Raw genomic sequence first — 25,490 nt, 5'->3', positions numbered from 1 at the left:
AGAGCAGTCCGTAGACTGTCCCCGTGCCGACCGACCGCGACACCACCAAGCCTGCCGGCGCGACACCGCACGCCCGCACCGGTGCCGTGGGTTCGACCGCCCGTCCGATCAGCGTGCACGTGACCGGAGGCGCGGCCAGTGACCCACTGCGCGCCAACCTGGCCCTGATGGCACCGGGCACCGCCCTCCGGGATGGGCTGGAGCGAATCCTCCGTGGACGCACCGGCGCCCTGATCGTCCTGGGCTGTGACCGGGTCGTCGAGAGCCTCTGCACCGGCGGCTTCCCGCTCGACGTGGAGTTCTCCGCCACCCGCGTCCGCGAGCTGTGCAAAATGGATGGCGCCGTGGTGCTCTCCAGCGACGGTAGCCGGATCGTCCGGGCGGCGGTGCATCTGATGCCCGATCCCGCGATCCCGACCGAGGAGTCCGGCACCCGGCACCGCACCGCCGAGCGGGTTGCCCGTCAGACCGGCTACCCGGTCATCTCGGTGAGCCAGTCCATGCGGATCATCAGCCTCTACGTCAACGGCCAGCGACACGTGCTGGACGACTCGGCCGCCATCCTCTCCCGGGCCAACCAGGCACTCGCCACGCTCGAACGGTACAAGCTGCGCCTGGACGAGGTCTCCGGCACCCTCTCCGCCCTGGAGATAGAGGACCTGGTCACCGTCCGGGACGCGGTCGCCGTCGTCCAACGACTCGAGATGGTCCGTCGGATCGCCGACGAGATCGCCGGATACGTGGTGGAGCTGGGCACCGACGGCCGGCTCCTCGCGCTGCAACTCGACGAGCTGATGGCCGGTGTGGACGCCGACCGCACCCTGGTCATCCGGGACTACCTGCCCACCGGCCGCAAGTCCCGCACCCTCGACGAAGCTCTGGTCGAGCTGGACCTGCTGACCGCGACCGAGTTGATCGACCTGGTCGCGGTCAGCCGAGCGATCGGCTACCCGGCCGCCGCCGACGCACTCGACGCCGCGCTCAGCCCTCGCGGGTTCCGGCTACTGGCCAAGGTACCGCGGCTGCCGGTGGCGATCGTCGACCGCCTGGTGGGGCACTTCGGCAGCCTTCAGCGGCTGCTCGGCGCAACTGTGGAGGACCTGCAGGCCGTCGAGGGCGTCGGCGACGCCCGGGCCAGGGGCGTCCGAGAAGGACTCTCCCGGCTCGCCGAGGCCTCGATCCTGGAACGCTACGTCTGACCACCCCCGCCGGCGATACGGCTTGCGTCAGCCGGTGACCTTGAGCTCCACGGGCTCGCTGTGCTTCGTGCCGACCCGGGCGAACACCTGGTAGGTGCCGGGCGGCGCTTCCGGGCCGGTGGCGACCCCACCCTGACAGCGGCTGTCGTCGTTGCCGTTCCAGGTGATCCGATAGGACCGCTCAAAATTTGGGGTGAACGACTGGACGTCCGAGCCCTCACCGGTGCCACAGCTGTCGGAGGACCAGATCGTCGCCGCCCCCGACTTGAGGAACAGCTCCTGTTTGTCCGCGCCGACATCCCGGCTACAGGTCCGGTCCGAAACATTTTTGATCTTCAATTGCAGGTCAACGGCATCGCCCTTGCCCACGGACGCCGGCTGGGCCACAGCGGTCACGCTGATATCGGCATCGGTGCAGGCGCCGTCATCGATACTCGGGGGCGCCGGAGGCGGGTCCGCCGCCTCGGACGGCTCGGACGACTCGGAGTTGGGCGGCTCCTCCCCACCGGCGTCGCCCGAGTCGTCCGGGGGGTCCGCCGGCCCGACCGGGGGTTCGGAGGCGGCTGGGGAGTCACCGGAGGACTGCCCCTGCCCGCTGGCATTCTTGTTGGCTGACTCGTCCGAGTTACCCCACGAGGAGTAGAAAACCACAACCAAGAAGAGAAACACCGCTCCGAGCACAACGGCGCGACGCCGCCAGTAAACGGCGGGGGGCAAGGGGCCGACCGTCAGACGCATGATGCTCTACCGTAGCGGTGCCACGCGCGGCAACCGACAGCGACGCGCCGAGCCCGCCCAGCCGATGAAAGCTTTTCTCCACTTACGACGATCCAGGCAGCCGAGGGTGCGGGCGGGAAAACCGAACGTGGTCACAGATACACCTTGCGCTGGTACACAGCATGGGCACCGGCAACCCGGTCCAGGAACAGCAGACCCGCACAGTGGTCGATCTCGTGTTGCAGGGCCCGCGCCTCGAACGCGTTGGTGACCAACCGAACCGTCGCTCCGGACCCGGGCAGGGCCCCCTCGACCACCAGGTGACCGGCGCGTTTGACATCACCGGTCAGATCCGGCACGGACATGCACCCCTCCCGTCCAGCCTTCCATCGGCTGGCCTCCACCACGACCGCGTTGCACAGCACAAACGCACCGTGCCCGATGCCGGCCTTCGGATGGCCGGTGACATCCACCGCGAAGACCCGGGCACCGACCCCGATCTGCGGGGCGGCCAGACCGACGCAGCCCGGAGCGACGCGCATCGTGGCGACCAGATCGGCGGCGAGGCGTACCGTCTGCTCCGCCGTCGGATCCACCTCGCCGCCGGCCCGGCTGAGCACCGCCGCCGGGGCGGACACCACCGGTCGCACCTGGCCCGGGGGGCCCAGCACGTCCAGCGTCCAGTCGCCGAGGCCGGCGCGCTCCTCGCGGTTCACAACAGGTCCGGGTCGGCCGGCCGGAGGGTTACCTCCACCCCGAGGTCGGCGGCGGTCGCCGCCAACCGGGCCGTCACCTGCGCGGCCACGTCCGGCGGCAGGTCGACCTCGGCGAGGACGACGTAGAGCGCGCCAGCGAGGCGGGTACTCAGGTCCGTGACGTTGCCGCCCGCCTCCGCGAGCACCCGGGTCATGGCGGCGACGATGCCCATCCGATCAGCGCCATGCACCGCCAGCACATACGGCGCGCCGCTCGACGTCTGCTCCGCGTCGGGCACCACCGCGCGTACCGTCGCCAGGAGTTGACCGTCGGCGGCGAGCGGCGCCAGCGCGGCCTCGGCCTCGGCGGCGGCCGGGCCCACGCAGATCAACGTCATCGCGAAATGCCCCCGGAGCCGGGTCATCGTGCTGTCGGTGAGGTTCGCACCGAGGCGGGCGAGTACTTCGGCGACATCGGCCACGATGCCGGGTCGATCCCGGCCGATGACGGTGATGGCAAGCTCACTCATCCCCGGATTCTCCCCGACCAGGCCCAGAGCGCCACCCAGATACTGCCCGGTTGCCCACTCGTCGGGACTGGTCAGCGGGGCTGGCCACCGCGGGCACGCGCGTCCCGCGCGTGAAATGATCGACCGACGATGACTGAAGCGACCTTCACCACCCGGGTCAGCCGGTGGTACACGCAGCATGCCCGGGATCTGCCCTGGCGGCGTCCCGAGGTTGGCGCCTGGGCCATCCTCGTCAGTGAGGTGATGCTCCAGCAGACCCCGGTCGCCCGAGTGCTGCCCGCGTGGACAGACTGGATGGCACGCTGGCCCGCCCCGGCCGACCTGGCGGCGGAGCCGCCAGCGGAGGCGATCCGGATGTGGGGGCGGCTCGGCTATCCACGACGGGCGGTCCGACTGCGTGAGGCCGCGGTGGCGATCGTGGAGCGGCACGACGGACAGGTGCCGAATCGGCTGGAGCAGTTGCTGGCTCTACCAGGAGTTGGCACGTACACGGCGCGGGCCGTGGCCGCGTTCGCGTACGGGCAGCGGCACCCGGTCGTGGACACCAACGTACGGCGGGTGATCTCTCGGGCGGTCGCAGGTGAACCGGACGCCGGCCCCGCCACCCGCCCGGCCGACCTGGTCGCCGCCGAGGAGCTACTGCCGGCGGAGCCGGACGCCGCCGCGCTGGCCAGTGCGGCCTTCATGGAGCTGGGGGCGGTGGTCTGCACGGCCCGGTCGCCGCGGTGCGGGAGCTGCCCGGTCGCCTCGATCTGCGCCTGGCGGGCCTCCGGGGAGCCGGCGCCGACCGGCCCCACCCGACGTCCGCAACGGTATGCGGGCACCGACCGCCAGGTCCGTGGGCTGCTGCTCGGCGTGCTCCGGGAGGCAACCGCCCCGGTGCCCCGGCAGCGCCTGGACCAGGTGTGGGCCGACGAAGCCCAGCGGTTTCGGGCGTTGGCCGGCCTGGTCAACGACGGCCTCGTGGAGCAGGTCAACGAGGTGTCCTTCCGGCTGGCCGGGGACGGACCGCCGATCCTCGTCCACTGAGCACGAGATCGGCCCGATGGCGATCGCCATCGGGCCGATCTCGTCGGTTGGACCTGCCGGCCTACGCCGCGTCGTCCGCCCCCGTGGCGGCACCACCGAGGTCGGCTGGGACCGCGTCCGGCAGTTCGGCCGGTTTGTCGGTGCCGCGGAAGGTGAGGGTGGAGGAATCGATATCGGTCGGATCACCTTCGCAGTCAACGATGACGATCTGGCCGGGGTTGAGCTCGTTGAACAGGATCCGCTCGGAGAGGTTGTCCTCGATGTCGCGCTGGATCGTACGGCGTAGCGGCCGGGCACCGAGAACGGGGTCGAAGCCCTTCGTAGCGAGGTACTGCTTGGCGTTGTCGGTGAGCTCCAGCCCCATGTCCTTGTTGCGCAGCTGGGTCTCGATCCGACCGATCATGATATCGACGATCGAGAGGATCTCCCGGTGGCGTAGCTGGTGGAAGACGATGGTGTCGTCGATCCGGTTGAGGAACTCCGGCCGGAAGTGCTGCTTGAGCTCGTCGTTGACCTTCTGCTTCATCCGGTCGTAGTTCGAGTCGGAGTCGTCAGAGGCCTGGAAGCCCAGCGAGACCGCCTTGGCGACATCGCGGGTACCGAGGTTGGTCGTCAGGATGATGACCGTGTTCTTGAAGTCCACGATCCGGCCCTGACCGTCGGTGAGCCGCCCGTCCTCGAGGATCTGCAGCAGCGTGTTGAACACATCCGGGTGGGCCTTCTCGATCTCGTCGAAGAGGACCACGCTGAACGGCCGCCGACGGACCTTCTCGGTCAGCTGCCCGCCCTCGTCGTAGCCAACGTAGCCGGGAGGCGCGCCGACGAGCCGGGACACCGTGTACCGGTCGTGGAACTCGGACATGTCCAGCTGGATCAACGCGTCCTCGCTGCCGAAGAGGAACTCCGCGAGGGCCTTGGACAGCTCGGTCTTACCGACCCCGGACGGGCCGGCGAAGATGAACGAGCCGGACGGACGCTTCGGGTCCTTCAGACCGGCCCGGGTGCGGCGGATCGCCTTCGACACCGCCTTGACCGCGTCCTCCTGGCCGATGACCCGCTTGTGTAGCTCGTCTTCCATCCGCAGCAGCCGGGAGGTCTCCTCCTCGGTCAGCTTGTAGACCGGGATACCCGTCCAGTTACCGAGCACCTCGGCGATCTGCTCGTCGTCGACCTCGGTGACGACATCCAGGTCGCCGGCCTTCCACTCCTTCTCCCGCTGCGCCTTCTGACCCAGCAGCTGCTTCTCGGTGTCCCGCAGCTGCGCGGCCCGTTCGAAGTCCTGCGCGTCGATCGCGGACTCCTTGTCCCGACGCACCTGCGCGATCCGCTCATCGAAGTCCCGCAGGTCTGGCGGCGCGGTCATCCGCCGGATCCGCATCCGCGCGCCCGCCTCATCAATCAGATCGATCGCCTTATCCGGCAGGAATCGATCCGAGATGTACCGGTCGGCGAGGGTCGCCGCCGCCACCAGGGCCGCATCCGTGATCGACACCCGGTGGTGCGCCTCGTAGCGGTCCCGCAGCCCCTTCAGGATCTCAATGGTGTGCGGCAACGACGGCTCACCAACCTGGATGGGCTGGAACCGGCGCTCCAGCGCGGCATCCTTCTCCAGGTGTTTGCGGTACTCATCCAGCGTCGTCGCGCCGATGGTCTGCAACTCACCCCGCGCCAGCATCGGCTTCAGAATGCTCGCCGCGTCGATCGCACCCTCGGCGGCACCCGCACCCACCAGCGTGTGAATCTCGTCAATGAACAGGATGATGTCACCACGGGTGCGGATCTCCTTGAGGACCTTCTTCAACCGCTCCTCGAAGTCACCCCGGTACCGTGAACCCGCCACCAGAGCACCCAGGTCAAGGGTGTACAGCTGCTTGTCCTTCAGCGTCTCGGGCACCTCGCCCTTGACGATCCGCTGCGACAGGCCCTCCACCACGGCGGTCTTACCCACACCCGGCTCACCGATGAGCACCGGATTGTTCTTCGTCCGCCGGGACAGCACCTGCATGACCCGCTCGATCTCTTTTTCCCGACCGATCACCGGGTCGAGCTTGCCCTCCCGGGCCGCCTGCGTCAGATTGCGACCGAACTGGTCCAACACCAGGCTCGTCGAGGGAGCGGCCTCACCCGGCGCCGTCCCCGCCGCTGCCGGCTCCTTGCCCTGATAGCCCGACAACAGCTGGATCACCTGCTGACGGACCCGGTTCAGGTCCGCCCCCAACTTCACCAGCACCTGCGCCGCCACGCCCTCACCCTCACGGATCAGGCCCAGCAGAATGTGCTCGGTGCCGATGTAGTTGTGCCCGAGCTGCAGCGCCTCCCGCAGCGAGAGCTCCAGCACCTTCTTGGCCCGCGGGGTGAACGGAATATGACCACTCGGCGCCTGCTGGCCCTGCCCGATGATCTCCTCGACCTGCTGACGCACGCCCTCCAGAGAGATCCCCAGGCTCTCCAGCGCCTTGGCGGCCACGCCCTCACCCTCATGGATCAGGCCCAGCAGAATGTGCTCAGTACCAATGTAATTGTGGTTGAGCATCCGGGCCTCTTCCTGGGCCAGGACAACAACCCGACGCGCTCGGTCGGTGAACCGCTCGAACATGCCCTCGTGCTCCTCACATACCGTGCGCCTCGATGATCTAGATCGTGGCGGGGCCGCTGCGTGAACGCCCGGGACGGGCGTCCGTGCCTTTTAACTCTATCGCCGCGCGCCGACTCCGCTGGGGTCCTGCCTCCCCCGGCGGCGCCGGATACGCGCTGTTTTGCCCAACCGTCCGCGCTCAGCAGGTGTTCCGGTAGCAGCGCTGCTACGCGCAGAGCGAAATTCGGCCGCCGCCGGATCGCCCCCACGACACGTCGGAAACCGCCACCGACCCAGAAACAGCCCACCCGGCGCACCGCCACGACGACACCGCCGGCGCCACCAGCGGTAGCGTCACCCCGCCCCGGCGGCCACCGGGCCGAGACACAGCAACGCCGGCCCGGAGTCTGTGCTCCGGGCCGGCGTCCGCCAGATACCGGTCAGTGGCCGGCGCGAGCGTGGTACTCGTCCACGATCTCCTGCGGGATGCGACCCCGGTCGGAAATCTCCTTGCCGGCCTTCTTGGCCCAGGCCCGGATCGCCTTGTTCTGCTCACGATCGGCGGTGGCACCGCCCCGGCCTCGGGCAGCCCGGCCACCCACGACCACGCCACCCCGGCCCACCTTCGTGCCGTTGGCGACGTACGCGGCGAATACCTCCCGCAATTTCTCGGCGTTGACGCTCGACAGGTCGATCTCGTACTGAACGCCGTCGAGGGCGAACTTGACGGTCTCGTCAGCGTCCCCGCCATCCAGGTCATCGACCAGCTTATGAATGATCTGCTTGGCCACGTCCCACATTCCTTTCCAGCAGGGTGCAGCGGTTCTGCGAATCCCGCAAGAGCACAATAACCCGGACGACGCTCCGCGCGTCAATAGGATCCGGTTACGAGTCGGGTGACCCGCCCGTCACTCCGGTCGGACCAGCGGGAAGAGGATGGTTTCCCGAATTCCCAGGCCGGTCAGCGCCATGAGGAGCCGGTCGATTCCCATTCCCATACCACCAGACGGTGGCATTCCGTACTCCAGGGCCCGGAGAAAGTCCTCGTCGAGCTGCATCGCCTCGTCGTCGCCCCGCGCCGCGAGCCGCGCCTGGGCCACCAAGCGTTCCCGCTGAACCACCGGATCCACCAACTCCGAGTAGCCCGTACCCAGCTCGAAGCCGAGCACGTAGAGGTCCCACTTCTCGGTCAGGCCCGGCTCGCTACGGTGTGCCCGCACCAACGGGCTGGTCTCCTCGGGATAGTCCCGCACGAAGGTGGGTGCCAGCAGACCCGGGACGACCAACTCCTCGAACAGTTCCTCGGCCAGCTTGCCCGGACCCCACTTCGGGTCGACCGCCAAGTCCACCTTGTCGGCGTACTCGACCAGGCGGGCCCGCTCCGTGCGTACCGTGACCTCCTCTCCGAGCGCTTCGGAAAGGGAACCGAACAACGTCACGGAACGCCACTCACCGCCGAGGTCGAACTCGCGACCGTCCGCGTGGGTCACCACCGTCGATCCGCCGACCGCGAGCGCCGCCCGCTGGATCAGATGACGGGTCAACTCACCGATCGTGTCGTAGTCGCCATACGCCTGGTAAGCCTCGAGCATCGCGAACTCCGGCGAGTGCGACGAGTCAACGCCCTCATTGCGGAAGTTACGGTTGATCTCAAAGACGTGATCTACGCCACCAACGAGCGCGCGCTTGAGAAATAGTTCCGGAGCGATTCGTAGATAGAGGTCAGTGTTGAGAGCATTGCTGTGGGTCACGAATGGGCGAGCGGCCGCACCGCCGTGCAGCAGCTGGAGCATCGGGGTCTCCACCTCAAGGAAACCGCGCTCGTGCAGGGACTCCCGCAGGCTTCGCACCGCGGTCGCCCGGGTACGAACCATCTGCCGGGCCTGCGGGCGAACGATGAGGTCGACGTAGCGCTGCCGGACCCGGGCCTCCTCGCTGAGCGGCTTGTGCGCCACCGGCAGCGGACGAAGAGCCTTCGCGGTGACCGCCCACCCCTGTGCCAGCACCGACAACTCACCCCGCCGGCTGGTGATCACCTCACCGGTCACCCCGACGAGGTCACCGAGGTCCACCAGTTGCTTCCAGTCCGCGAGCCGCTGCGCGCCGACCCGGTCCAGGGAGAGCATGGCCTGCAGCTCGGTCCCGTCGCCGTCGCGGAGCGTGGCGAAACAGAGCTTGCCGGTGTTCCGCACAAAGATCACCCGGCCGGTGACCGACACCTGGTCCCCGGTGGCCGTGTCGGTGGGCAGGTCGGCGTAGCTCTGGCGAATCTCGGCGAGCGTGCTGGTCCGCGGATAGCCGAGCGGATACGGCTCGATCCCCTCGGCGAGCATCCGATCCCGCTTCTCCCGGCGGACCTTCATCTGCTCCGGAAGATCGTCGGCGGGGTCAACTGGTACGGCGTTCTGCTCGATCACGGCGCGCTTCCTCAGGCAGGGAATTCGGGCGGGGTCAGCCCCCGAGCGTACTCAAGGGCTCTCGCGGGGGACATCGGATAGCCGGCCGCCATGACCGAACCCACGCCCACTCCCGCGACAGAGGGGCGATGACGACCGATTACGACCGTAGTACCCGGAATTACTCGGGTTGACGACCGGCCGTACCGCTCGGAGGTACCGGCTCAAACGTTGCGGTCGTAGACCATTCGGAGCCCGATCAGGGTGATCATCGGCTCGTGGTGAGTGATCGTCCGGCACTCCTGCATCACCAACGGGGCCAGCCCTCCGGTGGCGATCACCGCCTTGACCGTACCCAGCTCCTCCACCATCCGCTCAACGATCCGATCCACCTGCCCGGCGAAGCCGAAGTAGAGGCCGGCCTGCAGACATTCGACCGTGTTCTTGCCGATCACCGAACGCGGCCGGGCGGCCTCGACCTTGCGCAGCTGCGCGGCGCGGGCCGCGAGCGCGTCAAACGAGATCTCGATACCGGGGGCGAACGCCCCGCCCAGGAACTCGCCCCGCCCGCTGATCACGTCGAAGTTGGTGGTGGTGCCGAAGTCGACGACGATCGACGGGCCGCCGTAGAGGTTGTACGTCGCGAGCGTGTTGACCACCCGGTCGGCGCCGACCTCCTTGGGGTTGTCGATGGCGAGCTGCACCCCGGTCCGCACCCCGGGCTCGACGATCATGTGCGGCACGTGGGCGTAGTAGCGGTCCAGCATCGTACGCACCGACCGGAGCGCAGCGGGCACCGTCGAGCAGGCGGCCACTCCACTGATCTCCACATCGGCACCGGAGAGCAGACCCCGGAACATCAACCCCAACTCGTCCGCGGTAGACCGCGGATCAGTGTTGATCCGCCAGGAGTGCACCAGTTTGTCGCCATCGAAGGTCGCCAGCACGGTGTTGGTGTTTCCGATGTCGATGCAGAGCAGCACACCGACAGCCTAGACAACAGCCAACGCGGGCCCCCTCACCCCGTCCGTAGGTCCAGCGCGACGTCCAGAATCGACGACGAGTGGGTGAGCGCGCCGACCGACAGGAAGTCCACCCCGGTCGCCGCCACCTCGGCCGCCACCGCCAGCGTCAGCCCCCCGGTCGCCTCCAACTCGGCCCGCTCCCCGACCGCCCGCACCACCTCGCGCAGCAGCTCCACCCCCATGTTGTCGACCAGCAGGAAGTCGGCGCCCGCCGCCACCGCCTCCACCGCCTCGGCCAGGGTGTCCACCTCCACCTGCACCCCCACGTCCGGGAAGGCCGCCCGGACCCGCCGGTACGCCGCGGCCACCCCACCGGCCGCCAGCTTGTGGTTGTCCTTCACCATCGCCACGTCGTGCAGGCCCATCCGCTTGTTGGTGCCGCCGCCGGCGCGGACCGCGTACTTCTCCAGCGCCCGCAGGCCCGGGGTGGTCTTCCGGGTGTCCAACACCATCGCCTTCGTGCCGGCCAACGCGTCGGCCCAGGCCCGGGTGTGGGTGGCGACGCCGGACATCCGGGAAAGCAGGTTCAGCGCGGTGCGCTCGGCGGTGAGCAGCAGCCGGGTCGGTCCGGTCACCGTGGCCAGCACATCGCCACGGACCACCCGCTGCCCGTCCTGGGCGACGAGCGACACCGCCACCGTACGGCCAGCTCCGGTCACCTCGCCCACCAGCTCGAACACCGCCGCGGCCACCGACAACCCGGCGACCACCCCGTCGGCACGCGCGACCAGGTCCGCCGTGTCAACCTGGCTGTCGGGGATTGTGGCGACGCTGGTCACGTCGAGAAACTCCGGCCCCAGGTCCTCCAGGAGCGCGTCGATGATCACCCGCCGTACGCGCTCCGGGTCCAGCCCGGCCGCCCGCAGCAAGCCCTCGGTCTCTCCAGTCACCTGTCCTCCCCACGCTCGGTGGCCCCGAACCCCTGCCACCTTCGCAGCAGCCGGCCCTGTGGATCAATGGTGCCGACCAGGTGGCCCCGCCACCGCTCGTCGGCCATCGGAAAGTCCTCCCGCCAGTGGCAACCCCGGGTCTCCTGCCGCGCGGTGGCGGCCGCCACCAGCACGGTCGCCACCGTCAGCAGGTTCGTCGCCTCCCAGTCCGCGGTGCGGGGAACTCCCGCGGCGTCGCTTAGCGTAGCCAGGGCAGCCGCCGTGTCGGCCAGGGTCGCCGCCGACCGCAGCACGCCCGCGCCCCGCGTCATCGCCCGTTGCAGGTCGGGAACGCCGGCGACGGGAAGCACCCGACCCGCACCCCCCACCCAGGCACCGGTCGAGGCCGGGCGCAGCTGCTCCGGCAGGCCGGTCGCCAGTTCCTCGGCGATCCGGCGGGAGAAGACCAACCCCTCCAGCAGCGAGTTGCTGGCCAGCCGGTTCGCGCCGTGCACACCGGTGCAGGCGACCTCACCGCAGGCGTACAGGCCGGGAATGGAGGTACGGCCGTACAGGTCGGTACGGACGCCGCCGGAGGCGTAGTGTGCCGCCGGGGCCACCGGAATCAGGTCGGTCGCCGGATCGACGCCGATGGCCAGGCAGGACGCCACAATGGTGGGAAAACGGCGGGCAAGAAAGTCACCGCCGAGGTGTCGGGCGTCGAGGTAGACATGGTCCGAGCCGGTGGCCAGCAGCACCCGGTGGATGCCCTTCGCGACGACATCCCGGGGGGCCAACTCCGCCAATTCGTGCTGCCCGACCATGAACCGCCTGCCATCGGAGTCCACCAACTGGGCGCCCTCGCCCCGCAGCGCCTCGGAGACCAACGGCTGCTGGGCGTGCCGGGCCCCGTCCACCCGGGCGGACGGTGGGACGATCAGCGCGGTCGGATGGAACTGGACGAACTCCACATCGGTGACGGCGGCCCCGGCCCGCAGCGCGAGGGCCACCCCGTCGCCGGTGGAGACCGCGGGATTGGTGGTAACCCCGAAGACCTGCCCCATCCCCCCGGTCGCGAGCACCACCGCGCGCCCCAGGATCGCCCCGACGCCGTCCTCGCTGCCCTCACCCAACACATGCAGAGTCACCCCACAGGCGGGGCCGAGCCCGTCCGGACCGTCGCCGGCGGCCCGGAGCAGGTCCAGCACCAGGGCGTGCTCGACGAGCCGGATCCAAGGATCCCGGCGTACGGCAGCGTGTAGCGCCCGCTGTACCTCCGCACCGGTGGCGTCGCCACCCGCGTGCACGATCCGGTCCGCTCGGTGCCCGCCCTCCCGGGTGAGCATGAGCGAGCCGTCCGGGTGGCGATCGAACTCCGCGCCGATCCGCATCAACTCCCGCAGCCGGGTCGGCCCCTCCTCGACGAGGACCCGGACCGCCGCCGGATCGCTGAGGCCAACCCCGGCGATCTCGGTGTCCGAGGCGTGGGCCGCGGGGGTGTCGTGCGGATCGAGCACCGCGGCGATGCCGCCCTGCGCCCAGCGCGTCGAGCCCTCCTCGATGTCAACCTTGGAGACCACCGTGACGTGCAGGCCCGCCTCCCGCAGGTGGAGCGCGGCGGTCAGCCCGGCGACACCAGAGCCGACGACGATCACGTCAGTCGTCTCCACCCACCCGGGCGCGGGCGCCGCCAGCAGACGGGGCAGGGCCGGCCAGTCACCGGTCGGTAGGTCCATCCCCACAGTCAACCCGAACAACGCACGTGGGAGGCGGCGGGGGCGAGACGAGTGGTTTGGGCAACGCCGTACCCGACCGGGCCGATCCGCACGCCGACGAGGCCGAAGGAGAGTGCCGCAAGCTCCTCGTCACCGGTTCCGGACCGGCAACCCCGCCGGACCGGCGCTCCGCAGCGACCCGGTCACCCGGCGGTCGCTGAGCCACAGGTAGCAGCGGACTCCTCGATCGCCGACCTCCCACCGGCCGGCGCTGGGTGGACGGACCACCACATCGACCCGCAGCCGTAGCGTCGGGTCGTCGGGCACCTCGGTGAAGCGTGCGATCTCGCTGCGGCAGCCAGCGTAGAGCGGCGCCCAGTCCGCGTCCGCGGTGGGGTACGGGCGCTTTGGCGCCCGCCACACCCCGACGAACTCCGCGTCGTGTCGGCTGCGGCAGTCCACGGGGCGCAGCGCCTCCACCCCCCCACCGCCCCGATCCGGACCGCTCTGCTGGCAACCGAGCCGCAACGGTGACCCGGCGGCGAGCCCGCCGCGCAGACTGCCGGTGCGGAGCACCACCCCGGCGTCCACCTCTGCGGTGGTCACCTCGGTGAGGTCGCAGCGGTACCAACGGGAACCAGCGGCCCAGCCCGAAGGGGACGGGACAGCCACCCAGAGCCGCAGCCGCCCGGTCCGCCAGTCGGCCCCCACGTACGTGCTGGTGCGGGTGTCACAGTCGACGAACGCGACCCACAGGTCAGCCGAGCCGGCGGCCGGTGGGCCAGACTGCCCCGTCGGGAAGGTGCCCACGTGCACGGTCTCGACCCGGTGCGGGACCGAGCACTCCACTGGTTGGTACGCCGCCAGGGTCACCTGGGTGGTGGCGTCGGCCACCTGGCACACCCCCGTTTCGGGAGTGAACGGACCGGCCGCGGGCAGCGCCCCCCAGTCGTCGGTCAGGTCGCCGTCGGTCGGCCCGGCACAACCCGCCAGCAGCGCCACCACCGTCGCCGCGCACCACGCCCGCACACCGCCGACCGCCCGCGCACCCTTCCCGACCCGATGCCCCACGCCGCCTCCCAGAGTCGACGCCCCGTCTGCTGACGAGTCCACCCAGGGTAGCCAAAGATGCCCGGCGAGTAACAGAGCCTCGTGGCGTGGCTCCGGTGGCCGGGCGCGCCACTCGGTCAGGCCAGCGAGTCCGCCAACGGGTTGGGGACCGGCGCCCCCGCCGTCCCGGGCGCCGCCGTGGCCGCGTCCGCGGTGAGGTCCACAATCCGGTTGCTCGAATCGACGTGCACGATCCGCGGCTGGTAGGTACGCGCCTGCGCGTCCTCCAGCTGTCCGTAGGCGATGAGGATGACCAGGTCACCCGGGTGGACCAGGTGGGCGGCGGCGCCGTTGATACCGATCACGCCGCTGCCTCGCTGCCCCGGGATCACATAGGTCTCCAACCGGGCGCCGTTGGTGACGTCCACGATCGCCACCTGCTCGCCCGGGAGCAGGTCGGCGGCGTCCAGCAGATCCTGGTCCACCGTGACCGAGCCGACGTAGTGCAGGTCGGCCTGGGTGACCGTGGCCCGGTGAATCTTCGACTTGAGCATGGTGCGCAGCATCGGGCGCCTCTCGGGAGATGGGTCAGAAACGTGGATCGAGCTGGACCGATACGTTGTCGATCAGGCGGGTGGCGCCGACCCAGGCGGCGGCGAGCAGCCGCGCCGGACCCGCAATCGGCCCCGGCTCCAGCTCCGGGTCGGTGAGTACCAGGTAATCCAGTTCGACACCGGGCGGACCGGAGTCGAACGCGGCGTGCGCGGCGGCCAGCACCCCGCCCGCGTCCGCACCGCCGGCAGCGGCTGCCACCCCCGCCCGCAACGCCCCCGGCAGGCTCAGCGCAGCCGTCCGCCCCTCGGGTGACAGGTAGCGGTTCCGGCTGGACAGGGCCAACCCGTCCGGCTCCCGGACCGTCGACACGCCGATGATCTCCACCGGCACCTCCAGGTCGCGCACCATCCGGCGGATCAGGGTCAGCTGTTGGTAGTCCTTCTCACCGAAGAACGCCCGGTCCGGCCGGGTGAGCTGAAGCAGCTTCAGCACCACGGTCAGCACCCCGTGGAAGAAGCCCGGCCGGCTCTGCCCCTCCAACTCCTCGCCGAGCTGGCCCGGGTTGACCCAGACCCGGGGTTGGCCCTGCGGGTACAGCTCCGGCACAAACGGCGCGAAGACGACCGCGGCGCCAGCCCGGCGGCAGATCTCCAGATCCGCGTCGAGGGTGCGGGGATACCGGTCGAAGTCCTCGTCCGGCCCGAACTGGAGCGGATTCACAAAAATCGTGACCACGACGTTGTCGGCCTGCTCCTGGGCCACCCGCAACAGGGTCTCGTGCCCGGCGTGCAGGGCGCCCATGGTCATGACGACACCCACGGTGCCGGTCAGCGCCTCCCGCGCTGCCGCCAGGTCGGCACGGGTGTGTACCAGCTTGGTCACGCAGCCACCTCCCGATCCCGCCCACTCAACACCTCCAGCACCGGCTGCGCCACCGTGGGACGCAGCCGGCCGGCCGCGATCACGCGGTCCGCCGTCCGTCGAGCCAACGCCAGGTAGGGGCCCACCGATTCCGGCGCGGTCGCCGCGAGCTGGGTCAGGTGCCGCTCGACGGTGCCGGCGTCGCCCCGGGCTACGGGTCCGGTCAGCGCATCGTCCCCGAGCCGCAACGCGTTGTCCAAGGCGGCCCGCAACAGCGGAGCGAGCACCCGCTCCGGCTCGGTCACCCCGCCGTCCCGCAGCCGGTCGGCCGCCTCGTTGACGAGGGTGATCAGGTGATTGGCGCCGTGCACGAGGGCGGCGTGGTAGAGCGCTCGGTCCGACTCGGCGACCCACTCCGGTACGCCGTCGAGGTCGGCGACGAGCCGGGTGGCGAACGGACGCAGCTGCGCCGGTGCGGTCAACCCGTACGAGATGCCGGGCAGTCGGGTGAGATCGTCCGGCGTACCGGTGAAGGTCATCGCGGGGTGCAGGGCAAGCGGGCTGGCACCGGCCCCGACGACCGGCGCCAGTACCGCCAGGCCGTGCGCGCCGGAGGTGTGTGCGACCACCTGCCCCGGACGCAACGCCCCGGTCTCGGCGAGGCCGGCGACGACCTCCGCGAGCGCGTCATCCGGCACCGCCACCAGCAGGAGGTCGGTGGCAGCGCGGGCTACCGAGTCGGCCGGCCGCCGCGGCACGTCGGCCAGGAGCAGCGCCATCCGGGCACGCGAGGCGGCAGAGCCGCCGGTCGCGGCCACCACCCGGTGGCCGGCAGCGGCGAGAGCGGCGGCCAGGACAGCACCGACCCGGCCGACACCGATCACGCCGACGGTCAGGGAACGGGGGGTGAGAGCATCAACCGACTGATCGACGGGACGCGGAGACAGCGCAGCACTCATAACGATGATCCAGTCCTCGGAGGGGTACCGGTCGCTGGCAAGTATGCGTCGCGGCGCCGCAGCCGGGACAGGGAGGTGTGAAAACGTTCACCACCGGTGGCCCGGGCAGACCCGCTCGCCACCGAAGGCTACGAGCGGGGCCGCTCCACCACCGGGCGGCTGGACCGAAGGAGGAGCTGATGTCGATCCGCTGGCGGGACGCGATGGAGCAGGCGCTGTACGGGCCGGACGGCTTCTTCGTCTCCGGTGCCGGCCCGGCCGACCACTTCCGTACCAGCGTGCACGCCTCCCCGGCGTTCGCGGCGGCCCTGCACCGGCTGATCGCCACCGTTGACGCCGCCCTGGACCACCCAGACCCACTCGCGGTGGTCGATGTCGGAGCGGGGCGGGGCGAGCTACTGCGCACCCTCCACGCCAGCATCGCCGGGTCCAACGACACGTCCCTCGCGCACCGGCTACGCCTCACCGCCGTCGAACGGGCCCCGCGCCCCACAGACCTACCCACGGAGATCACCTGGACCCACGAGATCCCCGCCGGTGTCACCGGCCTCCTCCTGGCCACCGAATGGCTCGACAACGTCCCGCTGGACCTGGCCGTGGCCACCCCGGCAGGCTGGCGGTACCTCCTGGTCGACCCCGCCACCGGCGAGGAGACGGACGGCAGCCCAGTCAGCCCGGAAGACGCCGACTGGTTGGCCCGGTGGTGGTCGCCGCCCGCCGCCGACGACCCGGGCATCCGCGCCGAGATCGGCCGAACCCGCGACGACGCCTGGACGGACGCCGTCGGGCGGCTCGACCGAGGGCTGGCGGTCACCGTGGACTACGGGCACCTCCGGCGAACCCGACCGGCCGCCGGTACCCTGACCGGCTACCGGAACGGGCGGCAGGTCCGACCGGTACCCGACGGATCGTGCGATGTCACCGCGCACCTCGCGGTGGACTCGGTCGCCGCCGCCGGTGCGCGGGTCGCGCAGCTCCCGTACACCCTGGTGGCACAGCGGACGGCCCTGCGGGCGCTCGGTGCCGACGGGCGCCGTCCACCGCTGGCGCGGGCCAGCACCGACCCCGCGGGATACCTCCGGGCCCTCTCCGCGGCGTCGGCGGTGGCCGAGCTGATCGACCCGGCGGGCCTCGGCGGGCACTGGTGGCTCCTCCAGCCGGCCGGCGTCGCCCTCGACCCGCTCGTGGCACCATGACAGGCATGACCACGGACGCCGATCTCCGCGAACTGACCGTCGGCACCGGCGCCGGTGGGGAACAACTCGGCACCGACATGGTGCTCAACATCGGTCCGCAGCACCCCTCGACGCACGGCGTACTCCGGCTGCGGCTGGTGCTCGACGGCGAACGGGTGGTGAGCGCCGAACCAATCGTCGGCTACATGCACCGGGGCGCGGAGAAGCTGTTCGAGGTCCGCGACTACCGGCAGATCATCGTGCTGGCCAACCGGCACGACTGGCTCTCCGCGTTCGCCAACGAACTCGGCGTGGTGCTCGCCGTGGAGCGGTTGCTGGGGATGGAGGTTCCGGAGCGGGCCACCTGGCTCCGGATGGCGCTCGCCGAGCTGAACCGGATCCTCAACCACCTGATGTTCCTCGGCTCGTACCCGCTGGAGATCGGGGCGATCACCCCGATGTTCTACGCCTTTCGGGAACGGGAGACCCTCCAGGCGGTGCTCGAGGAGGTCTCCGGCGGGCGGATCCACTACATGTTCAACCGGGTCGGTGGGCTCAAGGAGGAGGTGCCGGCCGGCTGGACCGGGCGGGCCCGGGCGGCCATCGGCGAGGTCCGGCGGAGCCTGCCCGACCTGGACAACCTGATCCGGCGCAACGAGATCTTCCTGGCCCGTACCGTCGGCGTGGGGGTGCTCCCGGCAGCCCAGGCCGCCGCGTTCGGCGCCTCCGGACCGGTCGCCCGCGCCTCCGGCCTCGACCTCGACCTACGCCGGGACGAGCCCTACCTCGCGTACGACCAGCTCGACGTGCCGGTGGTGACCCGCACCGCCGGTGACTGCCACTCCCGCTTCGAGGTGCTGCTCGACCAGGTGTACGTCTCGCTCGACCTCGCCGAGCAGTGCCTGGACCGGGTGGACCGGCTCACCGGCCCGATCAACACCCGGCTACCGAAGGTGCTCAAAGCGCCCGAGGGGCACACCTACGCCTGGACCGAGAACCCGCTCGGCATCAACGGGTACTACCTGGTGTCCCGGGGTGAGAAGACGCCGTGGCGGCTCAAGCTGCGCACCGCGTCGTACGCCAACGTGCAGGCGCTGGCCACCCTCCTACCCGGTTGCCTGGTGCCGGACCTGGTCGCCATCCTCGGCTCGATGTTCTTCGTGGTCGGCGACATCGACAAGTGAGTGGGCCGGCTGCGCTCGTTCGGCGTTGCCGCAGCTGTCAACGCCACCGGTTGTCCCCGCGGCCGTACTGACCCGGCTCGGGCTGGCGCTGCGGCCCGGGCTGCCACCGAGGCTCCGCCTGCCGCTGCGGCTCCGGCTGCCACCGGGGCTCGGGCTGGTGCTGCGGCTCCGGCTGGTGCTGTGGCTCGGGGGGCCGTTGCCGGGGTGGCCCCCACTCGGCGGACGACGGGGGCAACGCGGATCGTCCCGCCGGTTCGGACCACCCGCCCCGCCCGGCGTCGGCCCGGTCGCGGCCGGGCTCGTCCCGACGGACCGCGGCCCACCGCTGGTCCACCCGGTATTCGGCACCGCCCCGATCCGTGCGCACCTGCGCCCGCTGCTCGCCCAGCCGCAGCTCGCGCCCCCGCTCGTCCTCGCGGACGGCCGCCCAGCGGTTTCCGGCCCGCAACTGCGACCAGTACTCGCCCTCCGCGTCGCCGCCCGCCACAAGCTCCCCGCCATGCTGGTCAACGCCGCCGCGGTCAGACCGCTCGCCGTCCCAGCCCCGGCCGTCGGGCTGGTTGGCCCAGCCTTGGTCATCCCACTGCGCTCCAGCCCGGGCAGCCTCCGGTGGCTCGCCCTGCCCCCGAGCGTCACGCGCCCAACCGCCCCGCTCCGACCACGACCGGTCAGCGGAGCCGTCGACGCCAGCCATCCGGACCTCATCCTGGGCGGCCGGCCAGGGGCGGCGCTCCCGGTCCCGGGTCCCGGCCTCGCCCCCAGGCCAGGGGCGGCGCTCCCGGTCTTCGGCCCACGACGGTGCGTCCGGACCGGACGGCCATCCTCGGTCGTAGTCGCCGGCGGGGTTCCGGGCGCCATCGACCACGGTGTGCCGGGTGACGTGCACCGTCTCGGTATGTCGCACCACGCCGCGCAGGGGGGCGGCGTGCCGGCCCTCCGGCTCCGGTGACTCGGCGCCACCGGCGGTGTCGCCATAGGTGCCGGCGGCCCGCTCGGTGGGCTGGCCAGCGAAGCGGTCGTCGGCCCCATGCTCTCCGGTCGACGGCCGGAAGGCCGCGTAGGCCCCGGCCGCCCCGGCCGCGGAGTGGCCGCCGCCCGGGAAGTGACCCGGAGGCTGGGACTCACCGGCGCGGTTCCGGTCGCCCTCGTGCTCATCCCAGCGATCGGCGACCGGAACGGCTGCCCGCCCGGCCGGCGCGTCAACCGGGGCCCGTACCCGCTGCGCACCGCCGGGCCCGGCCGGCGCGGCGGCACCAGCGTCAAGCCGGCGGCCCAGCGCCACAACCGCCTCCTGGGTGCGCTGGGTCTGGTCGAGTGCCTGATTGCCCCGTTGGGCCGCAGCCACGATCTCACCGTGCAGCTCATGGCGAAGCCGCTCGATCTCGCCCCGCAACTCCCCGACCCGGGCACCGCCGTCGGGGCGCAGCGCGATCGAGAGGCCGATCAGCACCACCGCCAGGAGGGCCAGTACGGCGGCGATCCGTAGCGGGCCGTTGCTGTCGGCGACGAGCACCAGCAGCGCCGCCACCGGAGCGCACGCCACACCGGCCCGGAACAGTGCCGTGGACAACCGGGGGTTACGCGGGTCATCGGTCACGGCCGGGACTGGCATGGCTGTGCAGCCTACCGAGAGTTGTCCCGCGTGGGAACGGCAGCGCAACTCGCCCTGCCCACTCCGGGGCTAGCCGGCGGTGAGGGCTCCGTCGGAGGAGAACACCAGACCGACGCTGACCTCGCCGGTCCGCAGCGCGTTCTTCGTCTGCGGTCCGCCGGCATCGAGCGAGCTGAACGACCCGGCCCGGAAGTCGTAGACCTCGACCAGCCCGACCTGGCACTTCGGCCGCTGCGGGCACTCCGGCGGACCGGCCAGAACGGTCTCCTGGCCAGAACACTTCTCGGCCAGCTCGGAGAGCGTCCGCACACCGTGCTGGTCGGCGAAGGCACGCGTGACGGCGAAGGCGTTCTGGTTCTGGGCCGCGGCCGGCGCACCGAGGGCCAGGTTGGCCTCCGCGCTGAGCGCCTTCAGCGCGGCGACCGTCTCGTCCAGGTTCGGCGAGGAGACCGGCTCGGCGCCCTCGCCGTTCGCCTTGGTGTTGAGAAACTCCGCCAGGGTGGCCGCGTACTCGGGGAAGACCTGGATCTCGCCCTTCTCCAGGGCGGGCTCGTAGAGTTCCCGGCTGCCGATCTGCTGCACCTCGACCTGGTAGCCGGCGGCGACCAGCACGATCTTGTACAGCTCGGCGAGGGTCTCGCTCTCGCTGAAGTTGGCGGCTCCGACCCTGATCGTGCCGCCGGGCCCCGCCGCGATGCCGGTGGTGAGGTCATGGGCGCTGGCGAACTCGGCCGCCGCGACTGCGGGCGTCTTGCGGTCCTCGTTCACGGCCTTGTTGAGCTGGATCAGCTTCGGCGTGTCCAGTGCGGCGGAGACCTGATCCAGGGCGGCGATGAGCGGCGGGGTCGCGGCGTCGGCGTTGACCACGGGGATGATGTTGTCGCTGTTCTGCAGCGACTTGTCGTCGGTCAGCACGACCAGCTCGTCGCCGGCCACCGGGGCGCAGCCCGCCCCCGTCGCCGCTGTTTCGGGCGCGTCCGTGCCCGACGAACCGGCCTGGCCACAGCCGGTCAAGAGCCCGGCGGTGGTCAGGACGCCGACAGCGCCGATCCCCAAACGTGTGCGTGCGTGCATCTCTGCCCGCCTTCCGTGTCCCGGCACGGCTCCTGCGCCGGCCGCGTGTCCGACGGGCGATCGATGCCCGTGCTCCCACCCAACATCCTCGCGCCGGGGTACGACAAACTCCGGTCATACTTCGTCACCGGATCGTCACCGACACGCTGCCGGCGCCTGACTCCGTTCCGGAGTCAGGCGCCGCTGACCGCGTCGGCCGCGCGCCGCCCCGCCCGCCGGCCGCGGCTGCGCAGCGGTCGCGGGGTGACCAGCCGCTCAACCAGCGCCAACACCAGCTCCACCAGCATCGCGAGCCCCGCCACCAGCAGCCCGCCGGCGAGGATCTGCCCGCCGCCGGCGGCGATGTCCAGGCCGAACCCGGCCCGGATGATCTGCCCCAAGCCGCCGCCGTTGACGAAGGAGGCCAGCGCGGCGGTGGCCACAACCTGCACCGCCGCGGTGCGAAAACCCGCCGCCAGGTACGGCACGGCGAGCGGCAGCTCGACCCGACGCAGTAACTGCCAGCTGGAGAAGCCCATCCCCCGGGCCGCGTCCCGCGCCTCCGGATCCACCGCACGCACCCCGGTGTACGCGTTGGCCAGCAACGGTGGGATCGCGAAGACCGCCAGCGCCACCACCACCGGGGGCCGACCAAAACCCAGGAAGGTCAACGGCAGGATGGTGAGCAGGGCCAGCGTCGGCATGGCCAGCGTCAGGTTGGCTACCAGCACGACCAACCCGCCGCCGCGCCCGGTGTGCCCGAGCCAGAGCCCGATCGGCCACGCGACCAGGCAGCCCAGGAGCACCGCCGCCGCGGAGATGGCGAGATGTTCGCCGGTCCGGTCCAGGATGCCGCCCGGATTGGTCCAGTTCAGCGGGTCGTTGAGCCAGACCAACGCCGCCTCGATCGGCCCCGTCGCCACGGTCATGCCGCGCTCCGGCGACGCAGCCAGGGGGTGAGCAGCCACCCGGCACCGGCCAGGGCGAGATCGAACACCAGGGCGAGCAGGACGCAGAGCAGCGTACCGGTCATGATCTGTGCTTTATAGAAGTTGTTCTGGAAGCCGGCAAAGATCAACTGACCGAGTCCGCCCTGCCCCACGACCACCCCCACGGTGACCAGCGCCACCGTCGAGACCGTCGCCAACCGCAGCCCGGTGAGGATGCCCGGCAGGGCCAGCGGCAGATCAATCCGGAACAACCGCCCCCAGCGGCCGTACCCCATGCCCTCCGCCGCCTCCCGCACCTCGGGCGGTACCTGGGTGAGACCGGCCAGCGCGTTGCGGACGATCACCAACAGCGCGTAGAGCACCACCACGGTGAGCACGGTCACCACCCCGATCCCCAGGTACGGCGCGAGAAAGGCAAACAACGCCAGCGACGGGATGGTGTAGAGCACACCGGTGACCGCCAGGATGGGCCCGGCCAGCGCGCGGAACCAGTACGCGGCCACGGCCAGCGGCACCGCGATCAACACCGCAATGAGCACCGCCCGCAGGGTAAGCGAGGTGTGCTCGCGCAGCGCGGCGAGGATCGTGTCAGAGTTGTCCCGCACGTACTGCCAGGAGAACCACGGGTTACCCGGGTCGGCCCGGTAGCTCAGGCGGAAGGACATGTGTGGACGTTACCCCGCGGGGATCCGCTGCCAACGAGGCACGTGCGGCCTCGATCTTCCTTGACGAGATCGGCAAACGCTACCCGGACGGCACCGAGGCGGTCCGCGAACTGACCCTGGAGATCGCCGCCGGCGAACTCGTGGTGCTGATCGGCCCCTCCGGCTGCGGCAAGTCGACCGTGCTCCGGATGGTGAACCGCCTGATCGAGCCGACCGACGGCCGAATCCTCCTCGGAGGGGAAGACGTCACCCGGGTGGACCCGGTACGGCTGCGCCGCCGCATCGGCTACGTGATCCAGAACGTCGGCCTCTTCCCGCACCAGACCATCAACACGAACGTCGCCACCGTGCCGCAGCTACTCGGCTGGCCCCGGGAACGTCGCCGGCAACGGGTCACCGAGCTGTTGGAGCTGGTCGGCCTGGACCCGGCCCAGTTCGGCGCCCGCTACCCGCACGAGCTCTCCGGCGGTCAGCGGCAGCGGGTGGGCGTGGCGAGGGCACTCGCCGCGGACCCGGTGGTCCTGCTGATGGACGAGCCCTTCTCCGCGGTCGACCCGATCGTCCGGACCCGGCTCCAGGAGGAGTTCCTGCGGTTGCAGGCCGAGGTTCGCAAGACCATCGTGCTGGTGACACACGACCTCGACGAGGCGGTTCGGCTGGGCGACCGGATCGCGGTGCTCTCCGAGGGTGGCCGCCTGGAGCAGTTCGACACCCCGGCCGCCGTGCTTGGCGCACCGGCCACCCCGTTCGTCCGGGAATTCGTCGGTGCCGACCGGGGTATCCGACGCCTGGCCGTCACCCCGGTCACCCGAGAGACGGTCGAGCCGGTATCCGCCACCCCGATCTCCGCCGAGCTCCCCACGGTGCCACTCGGGTCGTCGGCGTACGACGCGCTGGGGGTCCTGTTGACCACCATGGCGGACCGGGTGGTGGTGACCGACCAGGAGCAACCCGTGGGGGTCCTCACCCGATCCCGCCTGCTCGGCCTGGGCCACGCCGACGACCAGCGCCGGCCACCCGCCCCCAACGGGGCAGCTACCTCCGCAGATAGTCGATGAAGGCCGCCCGCAGCACCGGCGCCAACTCCTCGTAGCCGTGGCCGGTCAGCTCCCGCCACAACGCCACCGCCTCGTCGATGGTCGGACCGACCGAGTTCGGCGCGCCATCCAGGGCAGCGGCCTCGTCGGCATTCGGCAGGTGCCGCAGAACTGACCAGAAAAACCGCACATCACGGCGCTCCCGCGCCACCGCGAACGCCTGCTTGCGCAGCTCCTCGGTGGAGAGTGCGTCCAACTCCTCGAACGACCGGCCGGCGGGGAAGGTCGAAGGTGTGTCGGTCATGCGGCTGAGCCTAGCCGGCACGCTCCCCGCCGACCTGCGAGACGCGGGGTCAGCGGCGGCTGGGGTCCCAGTGCCGTCCGGTCCCCCAGTCCGGGAGATCCCACTGATTGGTTGGGCGCTCGGCGGGCGGAGGCGGCAGCGTCGCGGCCCAGTCCGTGAGCGGCTCGGGACGGGGCATGCTCCAACCGGCATGCAGCTGCTCGTCCGCGCCGGGGCTGTCGGCAACCGCCTCCCGGGCGTCCCGCGCGCCCCCGTACGCCTCGACCATCCGGGTCACCACCAGCCCCACCCCGAGCGCTACCGCCCCGACGGCCCAGCGACTCGCCGCCAGGCCGCTCGCCTGCAGGTCCGTGCGGACGAGCGTGATCAACGAAACGGCGAGCAGGGTGCCGAGGATGCCACCTCGGCGGCCGAAGGCACTGGTGCCGCCGAGCAGCGCCGTCCCCACCGCCAGGACGGTCCAGTCCAGCCCCGACCCCACCGCGACCGGACCAGCGGCGGGAGTCCCCAGTAGGGAGCCGGCCAGCACGGCCAGGACGCTGGAGGCGACCAGCGCCCCGCCGGCCACCACCGGGCCCAGCGCCCCCTGCCGGCGGGCCGGATCGGTAACCGGTCGAAACCGGCCGATCAGCCGACGGATCGGCCGTACCGCGCCGAACAGCCCGCCGAGCACGGCGAGCGCTGCGAACCCGGCGAACAGGTAGAGCGCGTCGCTCGTCGGGTCGTAGCTACCCTGCGGCAGGACCGGGTCACCTCGCCGCTCGATGTACCCGACCAGCGCCGCGCCAGCGGCGAGGCTGGCCGCCCAGGCGGGGACGTGCAGCACCGTCACCACGAACGCCAAAAGCAGCCCGCCGAGCGCCCCGGCGGCGATCGCCGGGCCGAGGGCGGCCACCGCACCCCGGTCCCCCTGCTCCGCCATGTGCAGCGCCGCCGCGACGGCCGCCGGACCGATCGCCAGATTCACCGTCGCGGTACGCAGGCTCAGCCCGGCGGCGAGGGCCAACAACCCGAGGACGGCTCCAGCAACGAGCAGCGACCGCAGGCCGTCGCCCCGCAGCGTCTCCGGGTTTTCTCGCCAGAGCAGGTACCCGATCCCGACCGCGCACACCAGGAGCAGGAGTTCCCAGACGAGGTGCACGCCGAGCCGGTCCCCACCGGACTCAACCTGGTCCGGATCCGGGTCGGGGACGACGGTGTTGGCGCGGGGGGAGGTCTCCGAGCTTCCTCGCCCCGATTCGTCGTACCCCATGCAGCCGCCCTCCACCTGGCCGTCCGTCCCGGGTCCAAACGCGCGGAGCAGTCCGGGGCGGCCGATACGCTCCGGTGGCAGGC

Annotated in this window: 24 protein-coding genes; 5 read left to right on the top strand and 19 right to left on the bottom strand. The window is 71.2% G+C overall.

Going from position 1 to position 25,490, the window contains the following annotated elements; all coding sequences use genetic code 11:
• The first annotated feature begins 23 nt into the window (after positions 1-23).
• Positions 24-1,199: a DNA integrity scanning diadenylate cyclase DisA gene (gene disA, locus B118_RS0106105; RefSeq protein ID WP_018222256.1), complete on the top strand. Its 1,176-nt coding sequence runs from the start codon at positions 24-26 to the stop codon at positions 1,197-1,199.
• A 27-nt stretch (positions 1,200-1,226) separates the two neighbouring features.
• On the opposite strand, the gene B118_RS0106100 is transcribed toward disA, so the two are convergent.
• The 3 genes from B118_RS0106100 to B118_RS0106090 form a co-directional block, all read right to left on the bottom strand.
• Positions 1,227-1,937 carry a hypothetical protein gene (locus B118_RS0106100; RefSeq protein ID WP_026270724.1) on the bottom strand — a complete coding sequence of 237 codons (711 nt, stop codon included), beginning with the start codon at positions 1,935-1,937 and terminating at the stop codon, positions 1,227-1,229.
• Positions 1,938-2,068: 131 nt separating this feature from the next.
• Entirely contained in the window at positions 2,069-2,632 is a 564-nt protein-coding gene (locus B118_RS0106095) for a peptide deformylase (protein WP_018222254.1), read from the bottom strand.
• Positions 2,629-3,141, bottom strand: a complete 513-nt coding sequence (locus B118_RS0106090; RefSeq protein ID WP_018222253.1) for a glycine cleavage system transcriptional repressor — start codon at positions 3,139-3,141, stop codon at positions 2,629-2,631. Before B118_RS0106090 ends, B118_RS0106095 begins: the two co-directional genes overlap by 4 nt.
• Positions 3,142-3,270: 129 nt before the next feature.
• On the opposite strand from B118_RS0106090, the gene B118_RS0106085 reads away from it, so the two are divergent.
• Positions 3,271-4,170, top strand: a complete 900-nt coding sequence (locus tag B118_RS0106085) for an HhH-GPD family protein (RefSeq protein ID WP_018811529.1) — start codon at positions 3,271-3,273, stop codon at positions 4,168-4,170.
• A gap of 61 nt (positions 4,171-4,231) precedes the next feature.
• On the opposite strand, the gene B118_RS0106080 is transcribed toward B118_RS0106085, so the two are convergent.
• From B118_RS0106080 to B118_RS0106030, 10 genes are all read right to left on the bottom strand, one after another.
• Positions 4,232-6,766, bottom strand: a complete 2,535-nt coding sequence (locus B118_RS0106080; RefSeq protein ID WP_018222251.1) for an ATP-dependent Clp protease ATP-binding subunit — start codon at positions 6,764-6,766, stop codon at positions 4,232-4,234.
• Between the two features lie 419 nt (positions 6,767-7,185).
• Positions 7,186-7,536, bottom strand: a complete 351-nt coding sequence (locus B118_RS0106075; protein WP_033660423.1) for a histone-like nucleoid-structuring protein Lsr2 — start codon at positions 7,534-7,536, stop codon at positions 7,186-7,188.
• 117 nt (positions 7,537-7,653) lie between these two features.
• Positions 7,654-9,162, bottom strand: a complete 1,509-nt coding sequence (lysS, locus tag B118_RS0106070) for a lysine--tRNA ligase (protein ID WP_018222249.1) — start codon at positions 9,160-9,162, stop codon at positions 7,654-7,656.
• Between the two features lie 203 nt (positions 9,163-9,365).
• Positions 9,366-10,124, bottom strand: coding sequence for a type III pantothenate kinase (locus B118_RS0106060; protein ID WP_018217457.1), 759 nt, complete (start codon positions 10,122-10,124; stop codon positions 9,366-9,368).
• A 35-nt stretch (positions 10,125-10,159) separates the two neighbouring features.
• Positions 10,160-11,056, bottom strand: coding sequence for a carboxylating nicotinate-nucleotide diphosphorylase (gene nadC, locus B118_RS0106055; protein ID WP_027657596.1), 897 nt, complete (start codon positions 11,054-11,056; stop codon positions 10,160-10,162).
• Positions 11,053-12,771: an L-aspartate oxidase gene (locus B118_RS0106050; RefSeq protein ID WP_028192508.1), complete on the bottom strand. Its 1,719-nt coding sequence runs from the start codon at positions 12,769-12,771 to the stop codon at positions 11,053-11,055. The genes nadC and B118_RS0106050 overlap by 4 nt, the downstream gene beginning before the upstream one ends.
• 129 nt (positions 12,772-12,900) lie before the next feature.
• Complete coding sequence (locus B118_RS0106045) at positions 12,901-13,821, bottom strand: septum formation family protein (protein ID WP_027645575.1); 921 nt, start codon at positions 13,819-13,821, stop codon at positions 12,901-12,903.
• A gap of 116 nt (positions 13,822-13,937) precedes the next feature.
• Positions 13,938-14,366 (bottom strand): aspartate 1-decarboxylase, encoded by a 429-nt coding sequence (gene panD / locus B118_RS0106040; protein ID WP_018222245.1) that lies wholly within the window; start codon positions 14,364-14,366, stop codon positions 13,938-13,940.
• 22 nt (positions 14,367-14,388) lie between these two features.
• Complete coding sequence (gene panC, locus B118_RS0106035) at positions 14,389-15,237, bottom strand: pantoate--beta-alanine ligase (protein WP_018222244.1); 849 nt, start codon at positions 15,235-15,237, stop codon at positions 14,389-14,391.
• Positions 15,234-16,175: a Rossmann-like and DUF2520 domain-containing protein gene (locus tag B118_RS0106030; RefSeq protein WP_028192507.1), complete on the bottom strand. Its 942-nt coding sequence runs from the start codon at positions 16,173-16,175 to the stop codon at positions 15,234-15,236. The genes panC and B118_RS0106030 overlap by 4 nt, the downstream gene beginning before the upstream one ends.
• Positions 16,176-16,354: 179 nt before the next feature.
• Between B118_RS0106030 and B118_RS0106025 the strand changes: the two genes are divergently transcribed.
• Together B118_RS0106025 and B118_RS0106020 are read left to right on the top strand one after the other, a co-directional pair.
• Complete coding sequence (locus B118_RS0106025) at positions 16,355-17,371, top strand: SAM-dependent methyltransferase (protein ID WP_027645577.1); 1,017 nt, start codon at positions 16,355-16,357, stop codon at positions 17,369-17,371.
• A complete protein-coding gene (locus B118_RS0106020) occupies positions 17,368-18,534 on the top strand; it encodes an NADH-quinone oxidoreductase subunit D (RefSeq protein WP_196233436.1) in 1,167 nt (388 codons plus the stop codon). Before B118_RS0106025 ends, B118_RS0106020 begins: the two co-directional genes overlap by 4 nt.
• Before the next feature lie 37 nt (positions 18,535-18,571).
• Here the strand turns inward: B118_RS0106020 and B118_RS0106015 are convergent, their stop codons facing one another.
• The 4 genes from B118_RS0106015 to B118_RS0106000 form a co-directional block, all read right to left on the bottom strand.
• Positions 18,572-20,146 carry a hypothetical protein gene (locus B118_RS0106015; protein WP_028192506.1) on the bottom strand — a complete coding sequence of 525 codons (1,575 nt, stop codon included), beginning with the start codon at positions 20,144-20,146 and terminating at the stop codon, positions 18,572-18,574.
• A 69-nt stretch (positions 20,147-20,215) separates the two neighbouring features.
• Entirely contained in the window at positions 20,216-21,220 is a 1,005-nt protein-coding gene (locus B118_RS0106010; protein ID WP_026270723.1) for a glycine betaine ABC transporter substrate-binding protein, read from the bottom strand.
• Positions 21,221-21,393: 173 nt separating this feature from the next.
• Positions 21,394-22,128, bottom strand: a complete 735-nt coding sequence (locus tag B118_RS0106005) for an ABC transporter permease (protein WP_033667990.1) — start codon at positions 22,126-22,128, stop codon at positions 21,394-21,396.
• Positions 22,125-22,814 (bottom strand): ABC transporter permease, encoded by a 690-nt coding sequence (locus B118_RS0106000; protein WP_018222237.1) that lies wholly within the window; start codon positions 22,812-22,814, stop codon positions 22,125-22,127. The genes B118_RS0106005 and B118_RS0106000 overlap by 4 nt, the downstream gene beginning before the upstream one ends.
• Before the next feature lie 2 nt (positions 22,815-22,816).
• Here B118_RS0106000 and B118_RS0105995 point away from each other — a divergent pair, with 2 nt between their 5' ends.
• Positions 22,817-23,872, top strand: coding sequence for an ABC transporter ATP-binding protein (locus B118_RS0105995; protein ID WP_028192505.1), 1,056 nt, complete (start codon positions 22,817-22,819; stop codon positions 23,870-23,872).
• Here the strand turns inward: B118_RS0105995 and B118_RS0105990 are convergent.
• Together B118_RS0105990 and B118_RS0105985 are read right to left on the bottom strand one after the other, a co-directional pair.
• Complete coding sequence (locus B118_RS0105990) at positions 23,850-24,155, bottom strand: hypothetical protein (RefSeq protein ID WP_018217470.1); 306 nt, start codon at positions 24,153-24,155, stop codon at positions 23,850-23,852. The genes B118_RS0105995 and B118_RS0105990 overlap by 23 nt on opposite strands.
• Positions 24,156-24,204: 49 nt before the next feature.
• Positions 24,205-25,407: an ABC transporter permease gene (locus B118_RS0105985; RefSeq protein WP_043541038.1), complete on the bottom strand. Its 1,203-nt coding sequence runs from the start codon at positions 25,405-25,407 to the stop codon at positions 24,205-24,207.
• Positions 25,408-25,490 lie beyond the last annotated feature (83 nt).

Source organism: Salinispora pacifica CNR114 (assembly GCF_000514775.1).
Lineage (GTDB): Bacteria > Actinomycetota > Actinomycetes > Mycobacteriales > Micromonosporaceae > Micromonospora > Micromonospora pacifica.
This window is presented reverse-complemented; position numbering and strand designations above follow the sequence as displayed.

Bases quoted from the DNA above. Each gene is read 5' to 3' on its own strand.
- B118_RS0106100 (WP_026270724.1), bottom strand. From the start codon at position 1,937: ATGCGTCTGACGGTCGGCCCCTTGCCCCCCGCCGTTTACTGGCGGCGT.
- B118_RS0106090 (WP_018222253.1), bottom strand. From the start codon at position 3,141: ATGAGTGAGCTTGCCATCACCGTCATCGGCCGGGATCGACCCGGCATC.
- B118_RS0106085 (WP_018811529.1), top strand. From the start codon at position 3,271: ATGACTGAAGCGACCTTCACCACCCGGGTCAGCCGGTGGTACACGCAG.
- B118_RS0106080 (WP_018222251.1), bottom strand. From the start codon at position 6,766: ATGTTCGAGCGGTTCACCGACCGAGCGCGTCGGGTTGTTGTCCTGGCC.
- B118_RS0106050 (WP_028192508.1), bottom strand. From the start codon at position 12,771: ATGGACCTACCGACCGGTGACTGGCCGGCCCTGCCCCGTCTGCTGGCG.
- panD (WP_018222245.1), bottom strand. From the start codon at position 14,366: ATGCTGCGCACCATGCTCAAGTCGAAGATTCACCGGGCCACGGTCACC.
- B118_RS0106030 (WP_028192507.1), bottom strand. From the start codon at position 16,175: ATGAGTGCTGCGCTGTCTCCGCGTCCCGTCGATCAGTCGGTTGATGCT.
- B118_RS0106025 (WP_027645577.1), top strand. From the start codon at position 16,355: ATGTCGATCCGCTGGCGGGACGCGATGGAGCAGGCGCTGTACGGGCCG.
- B118_RS0106020 (WP_196233436.1), top strand. From the start codon at position 17,368: ATGACAGGCATGACCACGGACGCCGATCTCCGCGAACTGACCGTCGGC.
- B118_RS0106015 (WP_028192506.1), bottom strand. From the start codon at position 20,146: ATGCCAGTCCCGGCCGTGACCGATGACCCGCGTAACCCCCGGTTGTCC.
- B118_RS0106010 (WP_026270723.1), bottom strand. From the start codon at position 21,220: ATGCACGCACGCACACGTTTGGGGATCGGCGCTGTCGGCGTCCTGACC.
- B118_RS0106005 (WP_033667990.1), bottom strand. From the start codon at position 22,128: ATGACCGTGGCGACGGGGCCGATCGAGGCGGCGTTGGTCTGGCTCAAC.
- B118_RS0106000 (WP_018222237.1), bottom strand. From the start codon at position 22,814: ATGTCCTTCCGCCTGAGCTACCGGGCCGACCCGGGTAACCCGTGGTTC.
- B118_RS0105990 (WP_018217470.1), bottom strand. From the start codon at position 24,155: ATGACCGACACACCTTCGACCTTCCCCGCCGGCCGGTCGTTCGAGGAG.
- B118_RS0105985 (WP_043541038.1), bottom strand. From the start codon at position 25,407: ATGGGGTACGACGAATCGGGGCGAGGAAGCTCGGAGACCTCCCCCCGC.